16 protein-coding genes and 1 riboswitch are annotated in these 17,242 nt (G+C 68.0%); of the genes, 7 read left to right on the top strand and 9 right to left on the bottom strand.

The window, feature by feature from the left end:
* Positions 1–219: 219 nt before the first annotated feature.
* The 4 genes from AC5Y5O_RS21690 (at position 220) to AC5Y5O_RS21675 (ending at position 2,883) form a co-directional block, all read left to right on the top strand.
* Positions 220–630, top strand: coding sequence for a group I truncated hemoglobin (locus tag AC5Y5O_RS21690; RefSeq protein ID WP_096286987.1), 411 nt, complete (start codon positions 220–222; stop codon positions 628–630).
* An 80-nt stretch (positions 631–710) separates the two neighbouring features.
* On the top strand, positions 711–1,334 hold the full coding sequence (locus AC5Y5O_RS21685) for a lysozyme inhibitor LprI family protein (protein WP_096286985.1): 624 nt from the start codon (positions 711–713) through the stop codon (positions 1,332–1,334).
* Between the two features lie 18 nt (positions 1,335–1,352).
* Positions 1,353–2,117: a class I SAM-dependent methyltransferase gene (locus AC5Y5O_RS21680; protein WP_096286983.1), complete on the top strand. Its 765-nt coding sequence runs from the start codon at positions 1,353–1,355 to the stop codon at positions 2,115–2,117.
* A gap of 7 nt (positions 2,118–2,124) precedes the next feature.
* Positions 2,125–2,883 carry a methyltransferase domain-containing protein gene (locus AC5Y5O_RS21675; protein WP_500027372.1) on the top strand — a complete coding sequence of 253 codons (759 nt, stop codon included), beginning with the start codon at positions 2,125–2,127 and terminating at the stop codon, positions 2,881–2,883.
* On the opposite strand, the gene AC5Y5O_RS21670 is transcribed toward AC5Y5O_RS21675, so the two are convergent.
* Together AC5Y5O_RS21670 and lspA are read right to left on the bottom strand one after the other, a co-directional pair.
* The gene (locus AC5Y5O_RS21670; protein WP_096286979.1) at positions 2,884–3,810 is read right to left on the bottom strand and encodes an RluA family pseudouridine synthase; all 927 of its coding nucleotides are present in this window, start codon (positions 3,808–3,810) and stop codon (positions 2,884–2,886) included.
* Entirely contained in the window at positions 3,807–4,409 is a 603-nt protein-coding gene (gene lspA / locus AC5Y5O_RS21665) for a signal peptidase II (protein ID WP_096286977.1), read from the bottom strand. Before lspA ends, AC5Y5O_RS21670 begins: the two co-directional genes overlap by 4 nt.
* Positions 4,410–4,484: 75 nt before the next feature.
* On the opposite strand from lspA, the gene AC5Y5O_RS21660 reads away from it, so the two are divergent.
* The gene (locus AC5Y5O_RS21660; protein WP_500027371.1) at positions 4,485–5,411 is read left to right on the top strand and encodes an asparaginase; all 927 of its coding nucleotides are present in this window, start codon (positions 4,485–4,487) and stop codon (positions 5,409–5,411) included.
* On the opposite strand, the gene AC5Y5O_RS21655 is transcribed toward AC5Y5O_RS21660, so the two are convergent.
* Entirely contained in the window at positions 5,376–6,791 is a 1,416-nt protein-coding gene (locus AC5Y5O_RS21655) for a DNA polymerase IV (RefSeq protein WP_500027369.1), read from the bottom strand. The genes AC5Y5O_RS21660 and AC5Y5O_RS21655 overlap by 36 nt on opposite strands.
* A gap of 40 nt (positions 6,792–6,831) precedes the next feature.
* Between AC5Y5O_RS21655 and AC5Y5O_RS21650 the strand changes: the two genes are divergently transcribed.
* Entirely contained in the window at positions 6,832–7,404 is a 573-nt protein-coding gene (locus tag AC5Y5O_RS21650) for a class I SAM-dependent methyltransferase (protein ID WP_096286971.1), read from the top strand.
* Here AC5Y5O_RS21650 and AC5Y5O_RS21645 read toward each other — a convergent pair.
* Positions 7,393–8,343, bottom strand: a complete 951-nt coding sequence (locus AC5Y5O_RS21645; protein ID WP_096286969.1) for an NAD-dependent epimerase/dehydratase family protein — start codon at positions 8,341–8,343, stop codon at positions 7,393–7,395. The genes AC5Y5O_RS21650 and AC5Y5O_RS21645 overlap by 12 nt on opposite strands.
* 162 nt (positions 8,344–8,505) lie before the next feature.
* On the opposite strand from AC5Y5O_RS21645, the gene AC5Y5O_RS21640 reads away from it, so the two are divergent.
* The gene (locus tag AC5Y5O_RS21640) at positions 8,506–9,516 is read left to right on the top strand and encodes a hypothetical protein (RefSeq protein WP_096286967.1); all 1,011 of its coding nucleotides are present in this window, start codon (positions 8,506–8,508) and stop codon (positions 9,514–9,516) included.
* Here AC5Y5O_RS21640 and AC5Y5O_RS21635 read toward each other — a convergent pair.
* The 5 genes from AC5Y5O_RS21635 to AC5Y5O_RS21615 form a co-directional block, all read right to left on the bottom strand.
* Positions 9,506–10,726 carry a peptidoglycan DD-metalloendopeptidase family protein gene (locus AC5Y5O_RS21635; RefSeq protein WP_500027479.1) on the bottom strand — a complete coding sequence of 407 codons (1,221 nt, stop codon included), beginning with the start codon at positions 10,724–10,726 and terminating at the stop codon, positions 9,506–9,508. The genes AC5Y5O_RS21640 and AC5Y5O_RS21635 overlap by 11 nt on opposite strands.
* A 150-nt stretch (positions 10,727–10,876) precedes the next feature.
* Positions 10,877–11,737, bottom strand: coding sequence for a DUF559 domain-containing protein (locus AC5Y5O_RS21630; RefSeq protein ID WP_500027366.1), 861 nt, complete (start codon positions 11,735–11,737; stop codon positions 10,877–10,879).
* A 95-nt stretch (positions 11,738–11,832) separates the two neighbouring features.
* Positions 11,833–14,964, bottom strand: a complete 3,132-nt coding sequence (gene ileS / locus AC5Y5O_RS21625; protein WP_500027363.1) for an isoleucine--tRNA ligase — start codon at positions 14,962–14,964, stop codon at positions 11,833–11,835.
* 282 nt (positions 14,965–15,246) lie between these two features.
* Entirely contained in the window at positions 15,247–15,486 is a 240-nt protein-coding gene (locus tag AC5Y5O_RS21620) for an Rv1535 family protein (protein WP_096286963.1), read from the bottom strand.
* Between the two features lie 277 nt (positions 15,487–15,763).
* A riboswitch (M-box (ykoK) riboswitch) is annotated at positions 15,764–15,933 on the bottom strand.
* A 170-nt stretch (positions 15,934–16,103) separates the two neighbouring features.
* Positions 16,104–17,228 carry an NAD(P)H-dependent flavin oxidoreductase gene (locus AC5Y5O_RS21615; RefSeq protein WP_096286961.1) on the bottom strand — a complete coding sequence of 375 codons (1,125 nt, stop codon included), beginning with the start codon at positions 17,226–17,228 and terminating at the stop codon, positions 16,104–16,106.
* Positions 17,229–17,242: the final 14 nt, after the last annotated feature.

Below are 17,242 nucleotides of genomic sequence, written 5' to 3'. Positions count from 1 at the left end.
TGTCGCTCCTCAGGGCGGATGGTGTGACGTGGGTCATACTGCCAACCTAGGGCATGGCGCGGCGGCGACGAACAGATGACCGTCATCTGAACGAGGCGAACCGTCTCACCCGGCGGCCGACGATGCGGCCACCCGCCGGCAATCGGCTTGTTACGTCGGGCAATCCGAGCGTGATCGCGGACTAACTGAGGGGCAACGCCGAGGTGGTCCGCTGGTTACATGAAACTCTTGGCAACGTTCCACAAACCGGAGCCGACAACCATCTACGACCGGATCGGCGGGCACGAGGCGCTCGAAGTCGTCGTAGAGGACTTCTACGTTCGGGTGCTCGCCGATAATCAACTGTCCGGCTTCTTCACCGGAACGAATATGAACCGCCTCAAAGGCAAGCAGGTGGAGTTCTTCGCGGCCGCACTCGGCGCGCACGAGGTCTACACCGGCGCCCCGATGAAGCAAGTGCATCAAGGGCGCGGCATCACGATGCACCACTTCAGCCTGGTGGCCGGGCATTTGGCCGACGCGCTGGCCGCGGCCGGAGTCTCGCCGACGACGGTGACGGAGATCCTGAGCGTCATCGCACCGCTTGCACCCGAGATCGCATCGAGTGAAGCCGGTACCGCCAAGCTCTAAGCCCGTGCAGCGCCTATGAATTTGGCGGCGCGCGGGCGTGTCGCGCCCGGGGATCGCGGCGCAGCCGGTAGTCAGCACATATGAGGACGATCGCAGTCATCGCCGCGGCATTGACGGTGTGCGCGTGCAGCTCCCCGAGTGCCCCGCCGTCGGGTTCGGGGATGCCGACCGTCACCAGCAAGGCGCCGGCGTCGGTGGCGGTCGACTGCGGCAAACCCGTGAACGCCGTGCAGCAGCTGGTCTGTAGTGACCCACACCTGACCGATCTCGACCACCGCCTGCAGACCGCCTACCAGCAAGCGCTTGCCCGCACGGGCGCCGATCCCGCCGCGCTGGCGGAGGCCCAAACCGGCTGGACGACGGCCCGCGACGACTGTGCCCGCAACGCCGATGTCCACACCTGCGTGCTGGAGGCCTACCAGACCCGGCTCGTCCAGTTGGCGATCGCCGACCCCGCCACGGCGGCTCCGCCGGTCATCACCTACCACTGCCCCGCCGACGCCGGCCCGCTGACCGCCCAGTTCTACAACCAGTTCGACCCGCACACCGCGGTGCTCAACTGGAAAGGCACCCAACAGATCCTGTTCCTGCTGCCGTCCGGCAGCGGGGCGAGGTACGGCCGGCAGGGCTCCGAATACTGGGAGCATCAGGGCGAGGTGACGATTGACTTCAACGGCACCAAGTTCGTCTGCACCACGCCTTGATGCACCACAATGCCTAGCGTGGGCCGCACATTCGAAGATCTCGTCGCAGAAGCCGATTCGGTATCCGTCGACGGCTGGGATTTCTCGTGGCTGGACGGCCGTGCCACCGAGGAACGCCCATCCTGGGGCTATCAACAGCTGATCAGCCGCCACTTCGCGGACGTGTCGTCCGCCGTGGATCTGCAGACCGGTGGCGGCGAAGTCCTGGCCGGCGCCGGGCCATTCCCGCCCACCATGGCGGCCGTCGAGTCCTGGCCACCGAACATCCCGCTGGCGACCAAGCTCCTGCACCCACGCGGCGTGGTCGTGGTGGGCACGCCCGACGAGTCGGTCCTGCCGTTCGCCGACGAGGCCTTCGACCTGGTCACCAGCCGGCACCCGCACACGCTGTTCTGGCCCGAGATCGCCCGCGTGTTGCGGCCCGGCGGCACCTACCTGGCTCAACACATCGGACCCGCGACGGTGTCCGAGCTGATCGAGCACTTCATCGGGCCACCGGCCGAAGGGACGGATCCGCGACACCCGGACAACGAAAGCGCGGCGGCGCGGGCAGCCGGGCTGGAGATCGTCAGGATGCGCCCGGAGCGACTCCGACAGGAGTACTTCGACATCGGCGCGGTGGTCTACATCCTGCGCAAGGTGATCTGGTGGGTACCGGACTTCACCGTCGAGCGTTACCGCGATCGGCTGCGCGAGCTGCACGAGCGCATCGAATCCGACGGCCCGTTCGTCGCGCACGCGACGCGGGTTCTCGTCGAGGCGCGCAAGCCGGCTGGCAGCTGAGCCCGGCATGCGACGGTCGTTCGACGAGCTGATGGCCGAGGCCCTCGCGGCGCCCGTCGTCGGCTGGGACTTCTCCTGGCTGGACGGCAGGGCCACCGAGCAGCGCCCGTCCTGGGGATACCAGCGGCAGCTGGGCGCCCGGCTCGCCACGGTGTCGGCAGCCCTGGACATCTACACCGGGGGCGGCGAGGTGCTCGACGGAGTCCCGTCGTTCCCGCCGACGATGGCGGCCACCGAGTCGTGGCCGCCCAACGCCGCACTGGCCACCCGGAGATTGGGTCCGCGTGGCGTGGTGGTCATCCGGACCCGCGACGAGCCCCCGCTGCCGTTCGCCGCCGAGGCCTTCGACCTGGTGACCAGCCGGCATCCAATTACCGTGTGGTGGAGCGAGATTGCCCGCATGCTGCGCCCCGGTGGCACCTACTTCGCGCAGCACCCCGGCCCGGCGACGGTGTGCGAGCTGGTCGAGTCCGTGATGGGGCCGCACCCCGAGCTGGGTGCTCACCTGCGGCCGGCCGTGCAGCGCGCCGACGCACAGGCCGCCGGGCTGCAGATCGTGGACCTGCGCATGGAGAAGCTGCGCGCGGAGTTCTTCGACATCGGCGCGGTGGTGTACTTCTTGCGCAAGCTGATTTGGACCGTGCCGGACTTCACCGTCGAGCCCTACTACGGGCGACTGCGTGCCCTGCACGACATCATCGAGGCGGACGGCCGGTTCGTCACGCACCCGACGCGGGTACTGGTCGAGGCCCGCAAGCCCGGCTGATCAGCCCTCGCCGCGCAGCACGTTTAACGCGTGCTGCAGGTCGGCCGGATACGGGCTGACGAATTCCACCCACCGCCCGTCGGCCGGATGGGCGAACCCCAGCGACCGGGCGTGTAGCCATTGACGTTCCAGGCCAAGCCTTTTCGCGAGCTTCGGGTCGGCGCCGTAGACCAGGTCGCCGCAGCACGGATGATGCAACGCGGCGAAATGCACCCGAATCTGGTGGGTGCGACCGGTTTCCAGGTGCACGTCGAGCAGACTGGCGGCGACGAAGGCTTCGACGGTGTCGTAGTGGGTGACGCTGTGCCGGCCGTTCTGGGTGACCGCGAACTTCCACTCCCCGCCGCGATGCCGTCCGATGGGCGCGTCGATGGTCCCGCTGGACGGGTCCGGATGTCCTTGCACCAGAGCGTGATAGCGCTTGTCGACGGTGCGCTGTTTGAACGCCCGCTTGAGCAGGGTGTAGGCCCGTTCGGAGATCGCGACCACCATCACCCCGGAGGTGCCCACGTCGAGGCGGTGCACGATGCCCTGCCGCTCGTGCACACCCGACGTGGTGATCCGGTAACCGGCGGCGGCCAAGCCTCCGAGCACCGTCGGCCCGCTCCAGCCGACCGAGGCGTGCGCGGCCACCGCCGCCGGCTTGTCGACGACGACGATGTCGTCGTCGGAGTACAGGATGGCCATGCCCTCGATCTCGACGGGCGTGTTCTCCGGCGGCGCCGGCGCCTCGGGCAGCCGCACCTCCAGCCAGGCACCGGGCGTCAGGCGATCGGACTTGCCCGCCTGCACGCCGTCGAGTTCGACCCCGCCGTCCTCGGCGATGGCCGCCACCGCGCTGCGGGACAACCCCAACAGCCGCGATAGCCCGGCATCGACCCGCATGCCCCCCAATCCCTCCGGAACCGGCATCGAGCGGTTGGTCATTTGGCTGGGTCGGGCTTGCGACGACCTACCGAGTCGAAATCGAATCCGAACACCGAGAGCACGACCAACAGGAACGCGCCGCCGACCACGGCCGGGTCCGCGACGTTGAACACCGGCCACCAGCCGATCGACAAAAAGTCGACGACGTGGCCCCGAAGCGGCCCGGGAGCGCGGAAGAAGCGATCGACCAGGTTGCCGGTGGCGCCGCCGAGAATCATGCCGAGGCCCACCGCCCACCAGGGCGATACCAGCCGCCGGCCCATCCAGAAAATGCCGATCACCACGCCGGTGGCGATCAGGGTCAACACCCAGGTGTAGCCGGTCGCCATCGAGAACGCCGCCCCCGAGTTACGCACCAACGTCCAGGTCACCGTGTCGCCGATGATCGACACCGGTTGCCCCGGCGGCAGCAGCCGCACGGCGAGCACCTTGGTCACGATGTCGAGAGCCAGCACCACGGCAGCGACCGACAGCAGCAGCCGCAGCCGCCTCGGAGCGGACCGCGGCGCGGGGGCGTCGGGTTCGGCCACTTCGCCGGACGTCGCAGCCTCCCCGGCTGACGTCACCGGCTCGGCCGATCCTGTTGGTTCTTCGGGCACCTCCCCATCATCCCCTAGCACCCGGCCTGGTTGGGTGCGGCCTCGCCGCCCCGGCGCGTGCGGAATGATTCGGCTATGGGGCCCATCACCGTCATCACCACCGGCGGCACGATTTCGACCAGCACCGGCGCCGACGGCGTGCGCCGTCCCAGCCGCAGCGGTTCCGACCTCACCGCCGGCCTCGACGTCGACGTTGTCGACTTGATGGCGGTGGACAGTTCGGAGCTGACGACGGCCGACTGGGACCGGATCGGCGATGCGGTGCGGGCCGCAGTCGACGGCGGCGCGCAGGGCGTGGTCGTCGCGCACGGCACCGACACCATGGAGGAGAGCGCGTTGTGGCTCGACCTCACCTATGCGGGCAGTCCGCCGGTCGTCCTGACCGGCGCGATGCGCAGCGCCGACGCCCCGGACTCCGACGGGCCCGCCAACCTGCGCGACGCCGTGGCGGTGGCGGCCAGCCCGGCCGCGCGCGGCCTCGGCGTGCTGGTGTCCTTCGCCGGGCGGGTGCTACAGCCGCTGGGCATGCACAAGGTGGCCACCCAGGACCTGAGCGGCTTCGCCGGCGAGCTGGTCGGCACGACGCCGGGCGGCGTGGCACTCAACGGCGCGAAAATCCGTCCCCACCTCGGGGAGCTGCGGGCCACCGACGCGCCGCGGGTCGACATTGTCGCGGCCTACCTGGGCAGCGACTCGGTGGCGCTGGACGCCTTCGTGGCGGCCGGAGCGCGGGCCGTCGTGCTGGAGGCGCTGGGCTCGGGCAATGCCGGGGCCGCGGTGGTCGACGGCGTGCGGCGGCACTGCGCGAACGGGATCGTCGTCGGGGTGTCCACCCGGGTCCCCGGCGGCGGGGTCAGCGCGGGCTACGGCCCCGGCCACGACCTGGTCGAAGCCGGCGCCGTGATGGTGCCGCGGTTGCGGCCGCCGCAGGCCCGGGTGCTGCTGATGGCCGCGCTGGCCGCGCAGTCACCGGCCGGCGACGTCATCGCCCGCTGGGGCTGAGGCCTGCGCGGTGTCCTCGGTGCGCAGCTCGCCGAGATAGTCGCGCCAGTCCAGCGAATCGATCGGGTTGGCGCCGACGAGATCGGCGGTATCGGCGGGAAACGTCCGGGCCTGGCCCGGGCCGCTGCTCCGCGTTTCGAACCGCACGGTGACGACGCCATGGCCGGCGCCCTGCACCCAGCCGTGCCCGAGTTCGCGGTGCTCGACGTCGAGGCCCACCCGCCACGGCGAGGCCTCGGGGGCGGCGGGTGCGAACATCGCGTCGGTCGCGGTTTCGACAGAATGCTGCGCCTCCGGTTCCGGCGCCGCGAGCTCGAGGTCCGGGAACAGCGACTCCTGGCGCACGTCGCTCAACCCCGAAAAACCAACGCCGAGTAGACGAATCGGCCCGATCTCGCGCGGATCGAGCAGCAATCGCCGGGCCAGCGCGACCAGCGCGCCGGCCTCCGTCGTCGCGTACGGCAAGGTCGCCGACCGGGTCAGCGTGCTCATGTCCGACTTCTTCAGCTTCACCGTGACGGTCCGGGCGCCGCGACCGTCGCGCAGCAGCCGCTGATGCGCATGCTCGGCGATCGGAGCGATCGCGTCGTGCAACTGCTCGAGACTGGTCAGGTCGACGGCGAAGGTGGATTCGGCGCTGATCTGCTTGGCTTCGGCACGCTCGGCGACGGGTCGATCGTCGACGCCGCGGGCCAGCCGGTGTAGCGCCAGGCCGACCGTCGCGCCCAGGATGTTGGCCACCTCGGCGTCGGTCAGTGCGGCGAGCTGCCCGATCGTCTCGATGCCCAGCCGATTCAGCTTCTCCTCGGCGACCGGGCCGATTCCCCAGAGCCGCCGCACCGGCAGACTGTCGAGCAGCAACCGTTCCTCGGCGCGCCCGACCACCCGGATGCCGTCGGGTTTGGCCAGCCCGGAGGCGATCTTGGCGATCTGCTTGCCCGAGCCGGCGCCCACCGACGCGATCAGCCCGGTCTCGTCGCGTACGCGTCGTCGCAACCCCTCGCAGAACTCCTCGACGTCCTGCGCGGACGCCCCGGCGAGCTGCGGCGGCTCCCCGAACGCCTCGTCGAAGGACAGCTGCTCGACGACGGGCACCACGGCCCGCACGACGTCGAACACCCGCCGGCTGGCGACCCCGTACACCACCCCGCGCGGCGGCAGCACCACCGCGGTCACGCCGACCATGCGGCGGGCCTGGTGCATCGGCATCGCCGAGCGCGCCCCGAACACCCGCGCCTCGTAACTCGCCCCGGCCACCACGCCGCGGCCGCCCAGACCGCCGACCAGCACCGGCCGACCGCGCAGCGTCGGGCGGGTGAGCTGCTCGACGGAGGCGAAGAACGCGTCCATGTCCAGGTGCAGGACCCAACGCGACTCCATCCGATAAATGCTATTGCGCTACTCGGCTAACGTTTTCCACATGGCCATGAACCTCGCGCACCGACGGATCTGCAGCTCGGACCGCTGGGCTAAAGCGGTCGAAGACGACCTGCTGCCCTGGGCGCTGGCCGACGTAGACCTGGGCGACAACACCCTCGAGATCGGGCCCGGCTACGGCGCCATCCTGAAGGTGCTGGTCGACAGGACGCGCAAGCTCACCTCGGTGGAGATCGACACCCCGATGGCGCAGCGACTGCAGCGCCTCTACGGCGACCGGGCGCGCATCATCAACGGCGACGCCACCAACACCGGGTTGCCCGCCGACGAGTTCAGCTCCGTGGTGTCGTTCACGATGCTGCACCACGTCCCTACCGTCGAACTGCAGGACAAGTTGTTCGCCGAGGCTTTCCGGGTGCTGCGCCCCGGCGGTGTCTTCGCCGGCAGCGACAGCGTGAATTCGCTGCGGTTCCGGATCCTGCACTTCCGCGACATCTGCAACACCGTCTCGCCCGACACGTTGCCGGATCGCTTGCGCGCGGCGGGATTCGGCGACGTCGAGGTCGAGGTCCGCGGTGGCAGGCTGCGCTGGCGCGCCGTCAAACTAGCCGGTTAGTTGCGGGGGCTGCTCTTTCGCCCACGCGATGTAGCGGTCTATGCCTGCCCAGATGTCGACCTTCGGTGCGAACCCGATGCGCTGCGCCAGGGCGATGCTGGCGGGGAACCGGCTCACCTCGCCCGGTCGCGCGGGTCCGTTGACCACCCGGGCGTCGAACTTCGCGGCGATGTATTCGGCGATGTCGCGCACCCGGGTATTCGTGCCACTGGCGAAGTTGATCGCCCGGCCCTGCAGATCTGGGGTGTCGAGCACCAGTAGGTAGGCGTCCACGACATCGCTGACGTGGAGGTAGTCCCGGGTCGCGCAGCCGTCGCCGAAGACGGTGAGCTCCTGGCCGGCGATGGCGCGGCGCACCAGGATCGGAATCAGCGCGCCGAAGGCTCCGCTTTTCTGTCGCTCACCAAAGATGTTGAACGGTCGAACAATAGCGATGTCCATGCCGTAGGAGCGGAAGTACGAGTAACACAGCCGGTCGGCGGCGGCTTTCGACGCGGCGTACGGGCTGTTCGGTCTCGGCTCGGCCGTTTCGTCGAGTAGGGCATCCGGGGCGAGGCTGTGACCGTCTCCGTACACCTCACACGTCGAGGCGAAGATGACTCGTGACCCGTATTCGCGTGCGGCCTCGAGAATGTGATGCGTGCCCATCACATTGGTCTCGAGAAAGCTTCTCGGATCATCAAGTGACTTGTCCACGTTGACATTTGCCGCCAGGTGGAAAATCACGTCGTGGTCGCGCGCCGTTTTGCGGACCAACTCCCAATCGGTCACGGAGCCGAATACGACGTCCGCCGATTCGTTCATCTGGAAGGTACGAAGATTTCCCTTGGCGGCAATGGAAAACGTGTTGAGCACGGTCACGTGGTGTCCCATGGCGAGCAGCGCCTCGGACAGATGACTGCCCTGGAAGCCCGCCCCGCCAGTTACCAGAATTCGCACTACTTTCCGCTCTCCCGTCATATGCGTGTTGTGGCGCATCCTAGCCACTGCGCGGGCCGGATTTGTCGCTAATGCAAATTCCGTGAAGTGCGCGGTGGGTGCTGCGGATTGGCGGTACGTTGTGAATCGCCCAACGAGCGCCCAGCTTTCGAAGGGAGCCACATGTGTTCGTCACATGCCGGGTCTGCCGCGATCGACACCGGCGAGCTCGAGCAGCAGGTCGCGTCGTGGTGTGCCCACCCCGCGCTGGCGGAGCTCGTCGGGGTGTTCGGCGGTGTCATCCCCGACGGACTGAGCCTGAGCGACCGGCTGGCGTTCCTCGACGAGTTCAGCGAGGCGTGGGACTATCGGGGCCGGGCCCGCGCAGCCGCCGCGGAACGGCTCAGTAGCCAGGATGCCGCAGGCGCGGCCCGGTGGCTGATCCCTCGATTAACCCTGCCCGCCGCGCAGCTGGAGAGGATCGAGGCGGCGACGGCCGCGTTGGGCATGACGGGCGAAACCGCGCCTGGGGGAACGGATTTCGATCACATCCTAGTGATCGGCGGGGCGCGCTACACCAACCTGCTGCGCGCCCGGTATGCGCGCGAGATCGCCACCGGCCGGCGCGTCGGCCACGTGGTGCTGGCCGCCGCGTCCCGGCCGGTGCTCGACTCCGAACAGGACGCGATCGACGCGTGCGCGCCGGGTGCCCGCACCGAATTCGAGCTGATGACCTACGGCGCGGCCGACGCGTTCGGGCTCGACACCCGCGAGCTGATGGAGCATCTGCGCGGGCGGGTCGGTAAGCCGCAAGGCGACGAGACGGTGTGGCGCTTCGCACCGCAGAGCAACAAACTCCGCGTGCCGATCACGCTGCTCGAGACCCCGTCGCCGGACCCGGACCGTCGCCGGGCGAACTCGTCGGACACCTACACCTTCGCCGCTCGGACGCTGGGCATGAGCGGCTCGTCATGTCTGATGGTGACCGGCCAACCGGTAGGCCACTATCTGCACTTCGAAGCACTGCGATCGTTGGCGGTGCCGTTCGGAATACGGGTGGAATCAGCAAGTTTCGGCGTCGAGCGCTACAACCGGCTCGGCGAGTTGGACGAGCAGCATCCTGCCAAGGTGCTGCAGGAGGTCCGCTCGGCGATCCGGTCCGCCCGCGGATTGGTCGACGAGCTCAGCCGGTAATGGTGCACGGCGAGGACGCCGGGAAGGTCCCCGACACCGGTCGCGGGCGCCCCGCCGGAGGCCACGGCTGCAGCCCCAGGTTGGCCAGATAGCGCACCGGACTGGTGTGCTCGCCGCCGACGCGAACCTCGAAATGCAAGAAGCCGTCCAGGGATTGGGTTTCTGGGCCCAGCGCGCCGATCCGTGCGCCCGCGGCCACCTGGTCGTCGACCGCGAGCCGGCTCTCGTCGCCCGGGCGGAACACGTAGACGGTGTCGAGGTCGCGACACGAGACGGTCACCGACCGAAGCCCGCTGGCGGCGAGATCGTGCACGGCCGAGACGGTTCCCGACGTGACCGCGTGGATCGGTGTGCCGGGATCCGCGGCGAAGTCGACGCCGGGATGAAACGTCGCGGCCCGGCGACCGTAGCCGGAACCGAGCGCCAGGCTGTCGCGGTCGATGGGTAGGCGGGTGCCCGGCTCGGCCGGGTCGAAGTCGCCGCGCACCCGGCGCTGGTAGTCGGCCTTGAGCAGGTCGATCTCCTCGTAGGCGTAGCCGAACAGCAGGGCGCGGTCGTAGGGCACGCCGTAGTTCATCTCCGAGTCCGGATCGATCTTGCGGTAGTGCTCGACCTTGCCGATCCGTTCGGCCAGGGTTGCCCACCCGGTGTGGTGCAACCGGATCTCGTTTACCAGGCCGATGCGGCCGTGCTCGGTGATGTTGGCGGGCCAGTGCGGGTTGTGGATCACCCGGGTTCCGGCCCGCAGCCCGGGGCGCCACCGCCAGAACGGTCCGCGCACCGATTCCGCCGTTCCCATCACCGGGATCATGTCCGGATAATCCGGGTCGTTCCAGGCCGGGATCATCGGGCACATCAGCGCCGCGACGTCGTCCGGCGTGCCCGCCAGCACCTCGCGGATGTCGACGTCGGCCTCGACGATTTGGTCGGAGTCGATCATCACGATCCAATCCGGCCGGCAGAAATCGGCCATCCGGTACAGCAGTTCCAGGCCGGGCGGTTCGGGGATCAGCCACGGCGTTCGTGGCAGGTCGGAGCGGGCCCGCACCAGGTTGGTCACCGCGGGGTGCCGCCGCAGGATCTCGGCGCTGTCGTCGGTGCTGCGGTCGTCGATCGCGTAGATGTCGTCGCACCAGCCGGCCAGCGCGTCCAGGACCCGGGGCAAGACGTCGGCACCGTTGTGCACCCGGAACACACCCAGAATCCGCAACGACGCCTCCATGTGATGGCTTCCGTAACCAGACGCTACCCGAATCGCTTGCTGACAGTAGGCTCGGCAGCCGCAGCCTTACTTTCTCCGCGAGAGTGCAACTAGGGACGGTCGCTCTCGAGAGATGTGTTCCCCGTTGCACTCTCGCGGTCACAAGGGGCACCCCGCGGCCAGCAACGCACTCCGGGCGCGGTCGACGACGACATCCGGGCGGTGACGCAGCAGGTCGGCGCTGACCCGAACCAGGCGCCATCCCCGTCGCTCCAATTCGGCGGTGCGGTCGATATCGTTGGCGCGGATGCGCGAGTCCGTCCAGTGCTGGGCCCCGTCGTACTCCACGCCGACGAGCCATTCCTCCCAACCCATATCAATGCGGGCCAATACCGCACCCCACATGTTTCGCACCACGATCTGGGTCTGCGGCCGGGGCAGGCCGCCCCCAATCAGCGCAAGCCTGGTTCTCGTCTCTTGCGGCGATTCCGCGCCCGCGTCGATCAGAGGCAGCACCCGCCGCAACTGCTTCATCCCCCGCGCACCGCGGTGGGTATCGATCAAGGGGTATACATCGGCGGCCGTGACGCCCGTGGCTCGTGCCAGTGAATCGATCCGTATGACCGCGGCCTGAAATCCCGGCCGCCGACCGAGGTCAAACGCGGTGCGGGCAGCCGATGTCACCGGCACGCCACCGATGCACACGCTCTCGCCGGCGAGCAGTGTCTCGTTGCGCACGACAATCAGCGGCGGTGGCCGCTTGCGATCGGTGATCAGTTCAGCCGGCGAGTGTGGGTCGACCCATTCCGCGCCGTGCAGCGCTGACGCTGAAACTCCCGCAACTACGGCCTTCTTTCCCGACCAGAGCCACGCGGCGATCGCCCGGTCTCGCGCCGTCAGCGGGCCGCCGCGGCGCAGGTAGACGTCGCGGTATACGCGGGTGCAGGAACGCCGCAAATCACGCTTCGTCCAGGTGCCCGCGCGGACCGCCGCGCTCCCGACAAACGGTGTCGCACTCACGACCGCAGCTTGCCACCGCCGTCCGACAAGGCCGCGAGAGTGCAACCAGGGACGTCCCGTCCCGAGAAACGCGTTCCCAGTCGCACTTTCGCGGTTCACGCCTTGGCGATCTCGACCCGTACGCCGTCGCCGATCTCCGCCGCCTCCACGGGATCACCGAATTCGAAGCTGGTGGCCAGGATTTCACCCGCGATCAGGTCGCGGTGAGCGCGCGCCCAGTCGGCCCGCTCGGCGGGCACCGCCATCACCACACGGATGCGGTCGGAGACGTCCAGGCCGGTCGACTTGCGCAACTCCTGCAGCTCGCGGATCCGGTCCTTGGCCCAGCCTTCGGCCTCCAGCTCCGGGGTCACCGCGCCTTCCAGCACCACCAGACCCGCTCCCCCGGGCAGCGCCGCGGTGAACTCCGGGTCGGCGGCCACCAGCCGCGAGCTGTACTCCTCGGGCTGCAGCACCGCGGGGCCGGCGGTCAGGGTGCCGTCGGGGTTGACGACGCCCTCGCCGGCCTTGACCGCTTTGATTGCGGCCTGCACATCCTTGCCCAGCCGCGGCCCGGCCACCCGGGCGTTGACGGTGAGCTCGAAGCGGCCGTAGGTGTCGATCGCGTCGGTCAGTTCCACCTTCTTGACGTTGAGCTCGTCGGCGATCAGGTCGGTGAACGGCATCAGCTGTTGCGGATCCTCCACTGCCACAGTCAGTTTCGGCAGCGGTAGCCGCACCCGCAACTTCTTGGCCTTGCGCAACGACGACCCCACCGAGCACACGTCGCGCACCTGATCCATCGCGGCCACCAGATCCGTGCCAGAAGGCACCACGCCAGGCTCGGGCCAGTCGGTGAGGTGCACCGAACGCGCGCCGGTCAGCCCCCGCCAGATGATCTCGGTAGTCAGCGGCAGCAGCGGCGCGGCCAGCCGGGTGACCACTTCCAGCACGGTGTGCAGCGTGTCGATCGCGTCCCCGTCTTCCTCCCAGAACCGCGAACGTGACCGTCGCACATACCAATTCGTCAGCGCCTCAGTGAACTGGCGCAGTTGCTCGCAGGCCCCGGAGATGTCGCAGATTTCCAGCGAATCGGTGAGCTCGTCACGCAGCACGGCGAGCTTGGCCAGGATGTAACGGTCCAGCACGTGCGCCGAATCGGTACGCCAGGTACCGACTTTCGGCGCGTACAGGGCCAAGAAGCTGTAGGCGTTCCACAGCGGCAGCAAAACCTGGCGCACGCCCTCGCGGATGCCCTGCTCGGTGACGATCAGATTGCCGCCGCGCAGGATCGGTGAGGCCATCAGGAACCAGCGCATCGCGTCGGAGCCGTCGCGGTCGAACACCTCGCTGACGTCCGGGTAGTTGCGCAGCGACTTGCTCATCTTCTGCCCGTCGGAGCCGAGCACAATCCCGTGAGCCACACAGGTTTTGAAGGCAGGCCGGTCGAACAGTGCGGTGGCCAGCACATGCAGCGTGTAGAACCAGCCGCGGGTCTGCCCGATGTACTCCACGATGAAGTCACCGGGGTAATGGGTGTCGAACCAATCCGCGTTCTCGAACGGGAAGTGCACCTGGGCGTACGGCATCGATCCCGAATCGAACCACACGTCGAGCACGTCGGGGATGCGCCGCATCGTGCTGTTACCGGTGGGGTCGTCGGGGTTGGGCCGGGTGAGCTCGTCGATGTAGGGCCGATGCAAATTGGTGGGCCGCACCCCGAAGTCACGCTCCAGTTCGTCGAGGCTGCCGTACACGTCGATGCGCGGGTAGGCCGGATCGTCGGATTTCCATACCGGAATCGGGCTGCCCCAGTAGCGGTTTCGCGAGATCGACCAGTCGCGCGCGCCCTGCAGCCACTTGCCGAATTGGCCGTCCTTGACGTGTTCGGGGTACCAGGTGATCTGCTGGTTGAGTTCCACCATGCGATCCCGGAATTCGGTGACCGCGATGAACCACGACGAAACCGCCCGGTAGATCAGCGGATTGCGGCATCGCCAGCAGTGCGGGTAGGGATGCTCATAGGTCTCGTGACGGATCAGTACCGGCTGGTTCACCGCCGCCGGACCGCTCTGGTTCTTCAGGTCGCGGATGATGTGCGGGTTGGCGTCAAAGACGTGCTGACCCTGGTACTCCGGGACCGTGGCGTCGAAACGACCCTTGCCGTCGACCGGGGTGACCGGCACGATGCCCACCTTGTCGGTGGTCGCCATGTCGTCCTCACCGTAGGCCGGTGCCATGTGCACGATCCCGGTGCCGTCGTCGGTGGTGACGAAGTCGCCCGGCAGCACCTGAAATGCCTTCACCCTGTCCATGAAATACGGGAACGGTGGCAGGTAGCGGATCCCCAGCAGATCGGCGCCCAAATAGCTGCCGAGTATCTCGGGCTCTTCACCCAACTCGCGGGCGTAGGCCGCAACGCGCGCCTCGGCCAGGACGAACCGCCGGTCCCCGACCTTGGCCTGGACGTAGGTCACCTCCGGATTGACGGCAACGGCCAGGTTGGACGGCAACGTCCACGGCGTGGTCGTCCACACCAGCAGGTAGGCGCCTTCCAGATTCACCTTGCTGTCGACTACCTGGAAGCCAACGGTGAGCGCCGGGTCCTGGCGACTCTGATAGACGTCGTCGTCCATCCGCAACTCGTGGTTGGACAACGGGGTTTCGTCGCGCCAGCAGTACGGCAGCACCCGGTAGCCCTCATAGGCCAGGCCCTTGTCCCACAGCTGTTTGAACGCCCAGATCACCGACTCCATGTAGGGCAGGTCGAGCGTCTTGTAGTCGTTGTCGAAGTCGACCCAGCGGGCCTGGCGGGTGACGTAGGCCTGCCATTCGCCGGTGTAGCGCAACACCGATTCCCGGCAGGCCTCGTTGAAGGCGGCGATGCCCATGTCGTCGATTTGGGACTTGTCGGTGATGCCCAGCTGGCGTTCGACTTCGAGTTCGGCGGGCAGCCCGTGGGTGTCCCAGCCGAAACGGCGGTCCACCTTGTAGCCACGCATGGTGCGGTAGCGCGGGACGATGTCTTTCACGTATCCGGTCAGCAGGTGCCCATAGTGGGGCAGGCCATTGGCGAACGGCGGCCCGTCGTAGAACACGTACTCTTGCGCGCCCTCGCGGTTTGCGAGGCTGGCCCGGAAAGTGTCGTCGCGGGTCCAGTAGTCCAGAACCTCGAGTTCCAGCGCCGGGAAGTCCGGGGCTCCCCCGGCCAGCTTGGGATAAGCCCTGGCGTCAGCGTTTTCGGTCACGGTGCGCGTCGTCTCCTGCGTGCCTACGGTCAGGCCGGGGACGAGGTCGCGCAACCTGCGCGAGCACCGCGGTACCACCCCGCTTGCCGTGCTGGCGCACGGCCGCTCGATTCAGGCTGTGACGGGCCTACCCGTTCGGGTCTACTGGGCCGTGCGGGCTGTTCTTCCGAAAGCTCCCCGGTGATAGCCGGATCGATGCGCACCCACTCTACCGCGAGACTGCAACTGCCTACTCAAACGCCGAGTAAAGCTCTACGCAGCTGCAGTCTCGCGGTAGGGATCTCAGGCAGTGATCTCAATGAACCCGACGCGCCACAGCGCCGCGTAGAGGTGGCGGACGGGGACGCTCAGCAGGCGGGCGGCACCGGCCACCAGCGGGTCGCCGGCGCCGAAGTATCCGGTGTCGGCCGGACGGGCGGCCTTCGTGGGCACGGGGGCCTGCGTGGGCGTGGTGTCGCGCACGACGCGCAGGTTGCGGACGGGCGCTACGGCAACTACTTCGTCGAAGAGTACTGCGGTCATGATCGTCTCCTAACGGAATTGCAAACGGGTTCTGACTGGACTGATGTGTCCCGACCCGTCAGGGTTCCGATCCGAGAACGCTTGAGCGCTAAGTCGATTCGCTAGCTCGAGGCCTCGGGCCGGAGGTCGGATTGGGACGGAGCTTGTCCTGGATATCCATCCGGACTGCCACTGGAACTCATACGTCCCTCACCTCCTCTACAGCCACGACGCGTGTGGTTACCCGCGCCTATTTGCGCGCACCAGAAGGAGTTCAGAATCCGGCGACCGCCGGAAATCCGCACCCCTCTCGTCAGAGCTTTGGCACCACACGACGTGTCCGGAACTCCGGAAGCCACTTGGACTCAACCCTTAAGCCGGGAGGAGCTGTCCTGACCCGGGGCGTCTTTCGACGTTCGGGGTCAGTGGCCTGTGTTCGTGTAGCCGCCTCACCTAACGAGGTGCTGCAGTAAATACTCCACGAGGTATCCGGCCCGGTCAATGTGATCTGAGCCGTGTCGCGCAACTTTATGGGTTTATTACGCCGCTTCACAGCTTTCGATCAGCTTTGACACCCCTGAGCTGGCTAAACACCTCGCTGTGGCATGGTTCACACCCAGCTGAACGGACCCCGACAGTCAGTTCTCAGCTAAGTCTTCCAGCCGCCCGATGGTGTCGACGAACTCCTCGATCATGTCGAGCACGACCGCACGGGTCGGCCGGACCCGGTCGAGCGAACCGACCACCTGGCCGACGAAATAGGTTGCCAGCTCCCGTGCCTTCGCACCGGGATGGGCCGCCGCTTGGTTGATGCGCAGCTGCGGTTCGGTGACGAGGTTGGTCTGCAGCGGCATGCCGAGCGGAGCAGGATTGTCGGGCCGCTCCCACTCGTCGGTCCAAGCCGTTCGCAGCATCCGCGCCGGCTTGCCCGTCATCGACCGCGACCGCACGGTGTCCGAGGAACTGGCGGCCAGGAACTTCTCCTTGACCACCGGGTCGGTCTCGGCTTCCTCGGTGGTCAGCCAGACCGAGCCGCACCACACGCCCTCGGCGCCCAGGGCCAGGGCCGCCGCGATCTGGCGCCCGCGGGCGATCCCGCCCGCCGCCAGGACCGGGACCGGCGCGACCGCGTCGACGACTTCGGGAACCAGGACCATGGTTGCCACCTCGCCGGTGTGGCCACCGGCTTCGGTGCCTTGCGCGACGATCAGGTCGACGCCGGCCGCGGCATGCCGTCGCGCGTGTGCGGTGGTGCCGGCCAGCGCGGCCACCAGCACGTTGCGGCTGTGCGCGCGTTCGACGAGGTCGTCCGGGGGCGGCCCGAGCGCACTGGCGATCAACCGAATGTCGTGCGCGAAGGCCACTTCCAGCAATGGCTCGTAACCCTTGGGCGAGACGTTGAGACCCCCGACAGATGCCCGCGGCGGTTCGGGCGGAGCCGTGATGCCGTACCGGGCGAGCAAGTCTTCGACAAAAGCACGATGCTCCTCGGGGAGCAACTCCCTGACCTGCTTCGCGTCGATGCCGCCCTTTTCCGCACCGACGTATTTGGGCGGCAACAACAGGTCGACCCCGTAGGGCTTGCCGCCGGTCTGCTCCTCGATCCAGGCCAGTTCGCTCTGCAGCCGTTTCGGGCTGTGTGCGACGGCGCCCAGGACTCCGAATCCGCCCGCGTTGGTGACCGCGGCGACGACGTCGCGGCAGTGACTGAAAGCACAAATCGGGAACTCCACACCGAGCATCTCGGCGACTCTGGTCCGCATTCCTCGACGCTATG

The sequence above is a fragment of the Mycobacterium sp. NGS40 genome (assembly GCF_059812735.1).
This window is presented reverse-complemented; position numbering and strand designations above follow the sequence as displayed.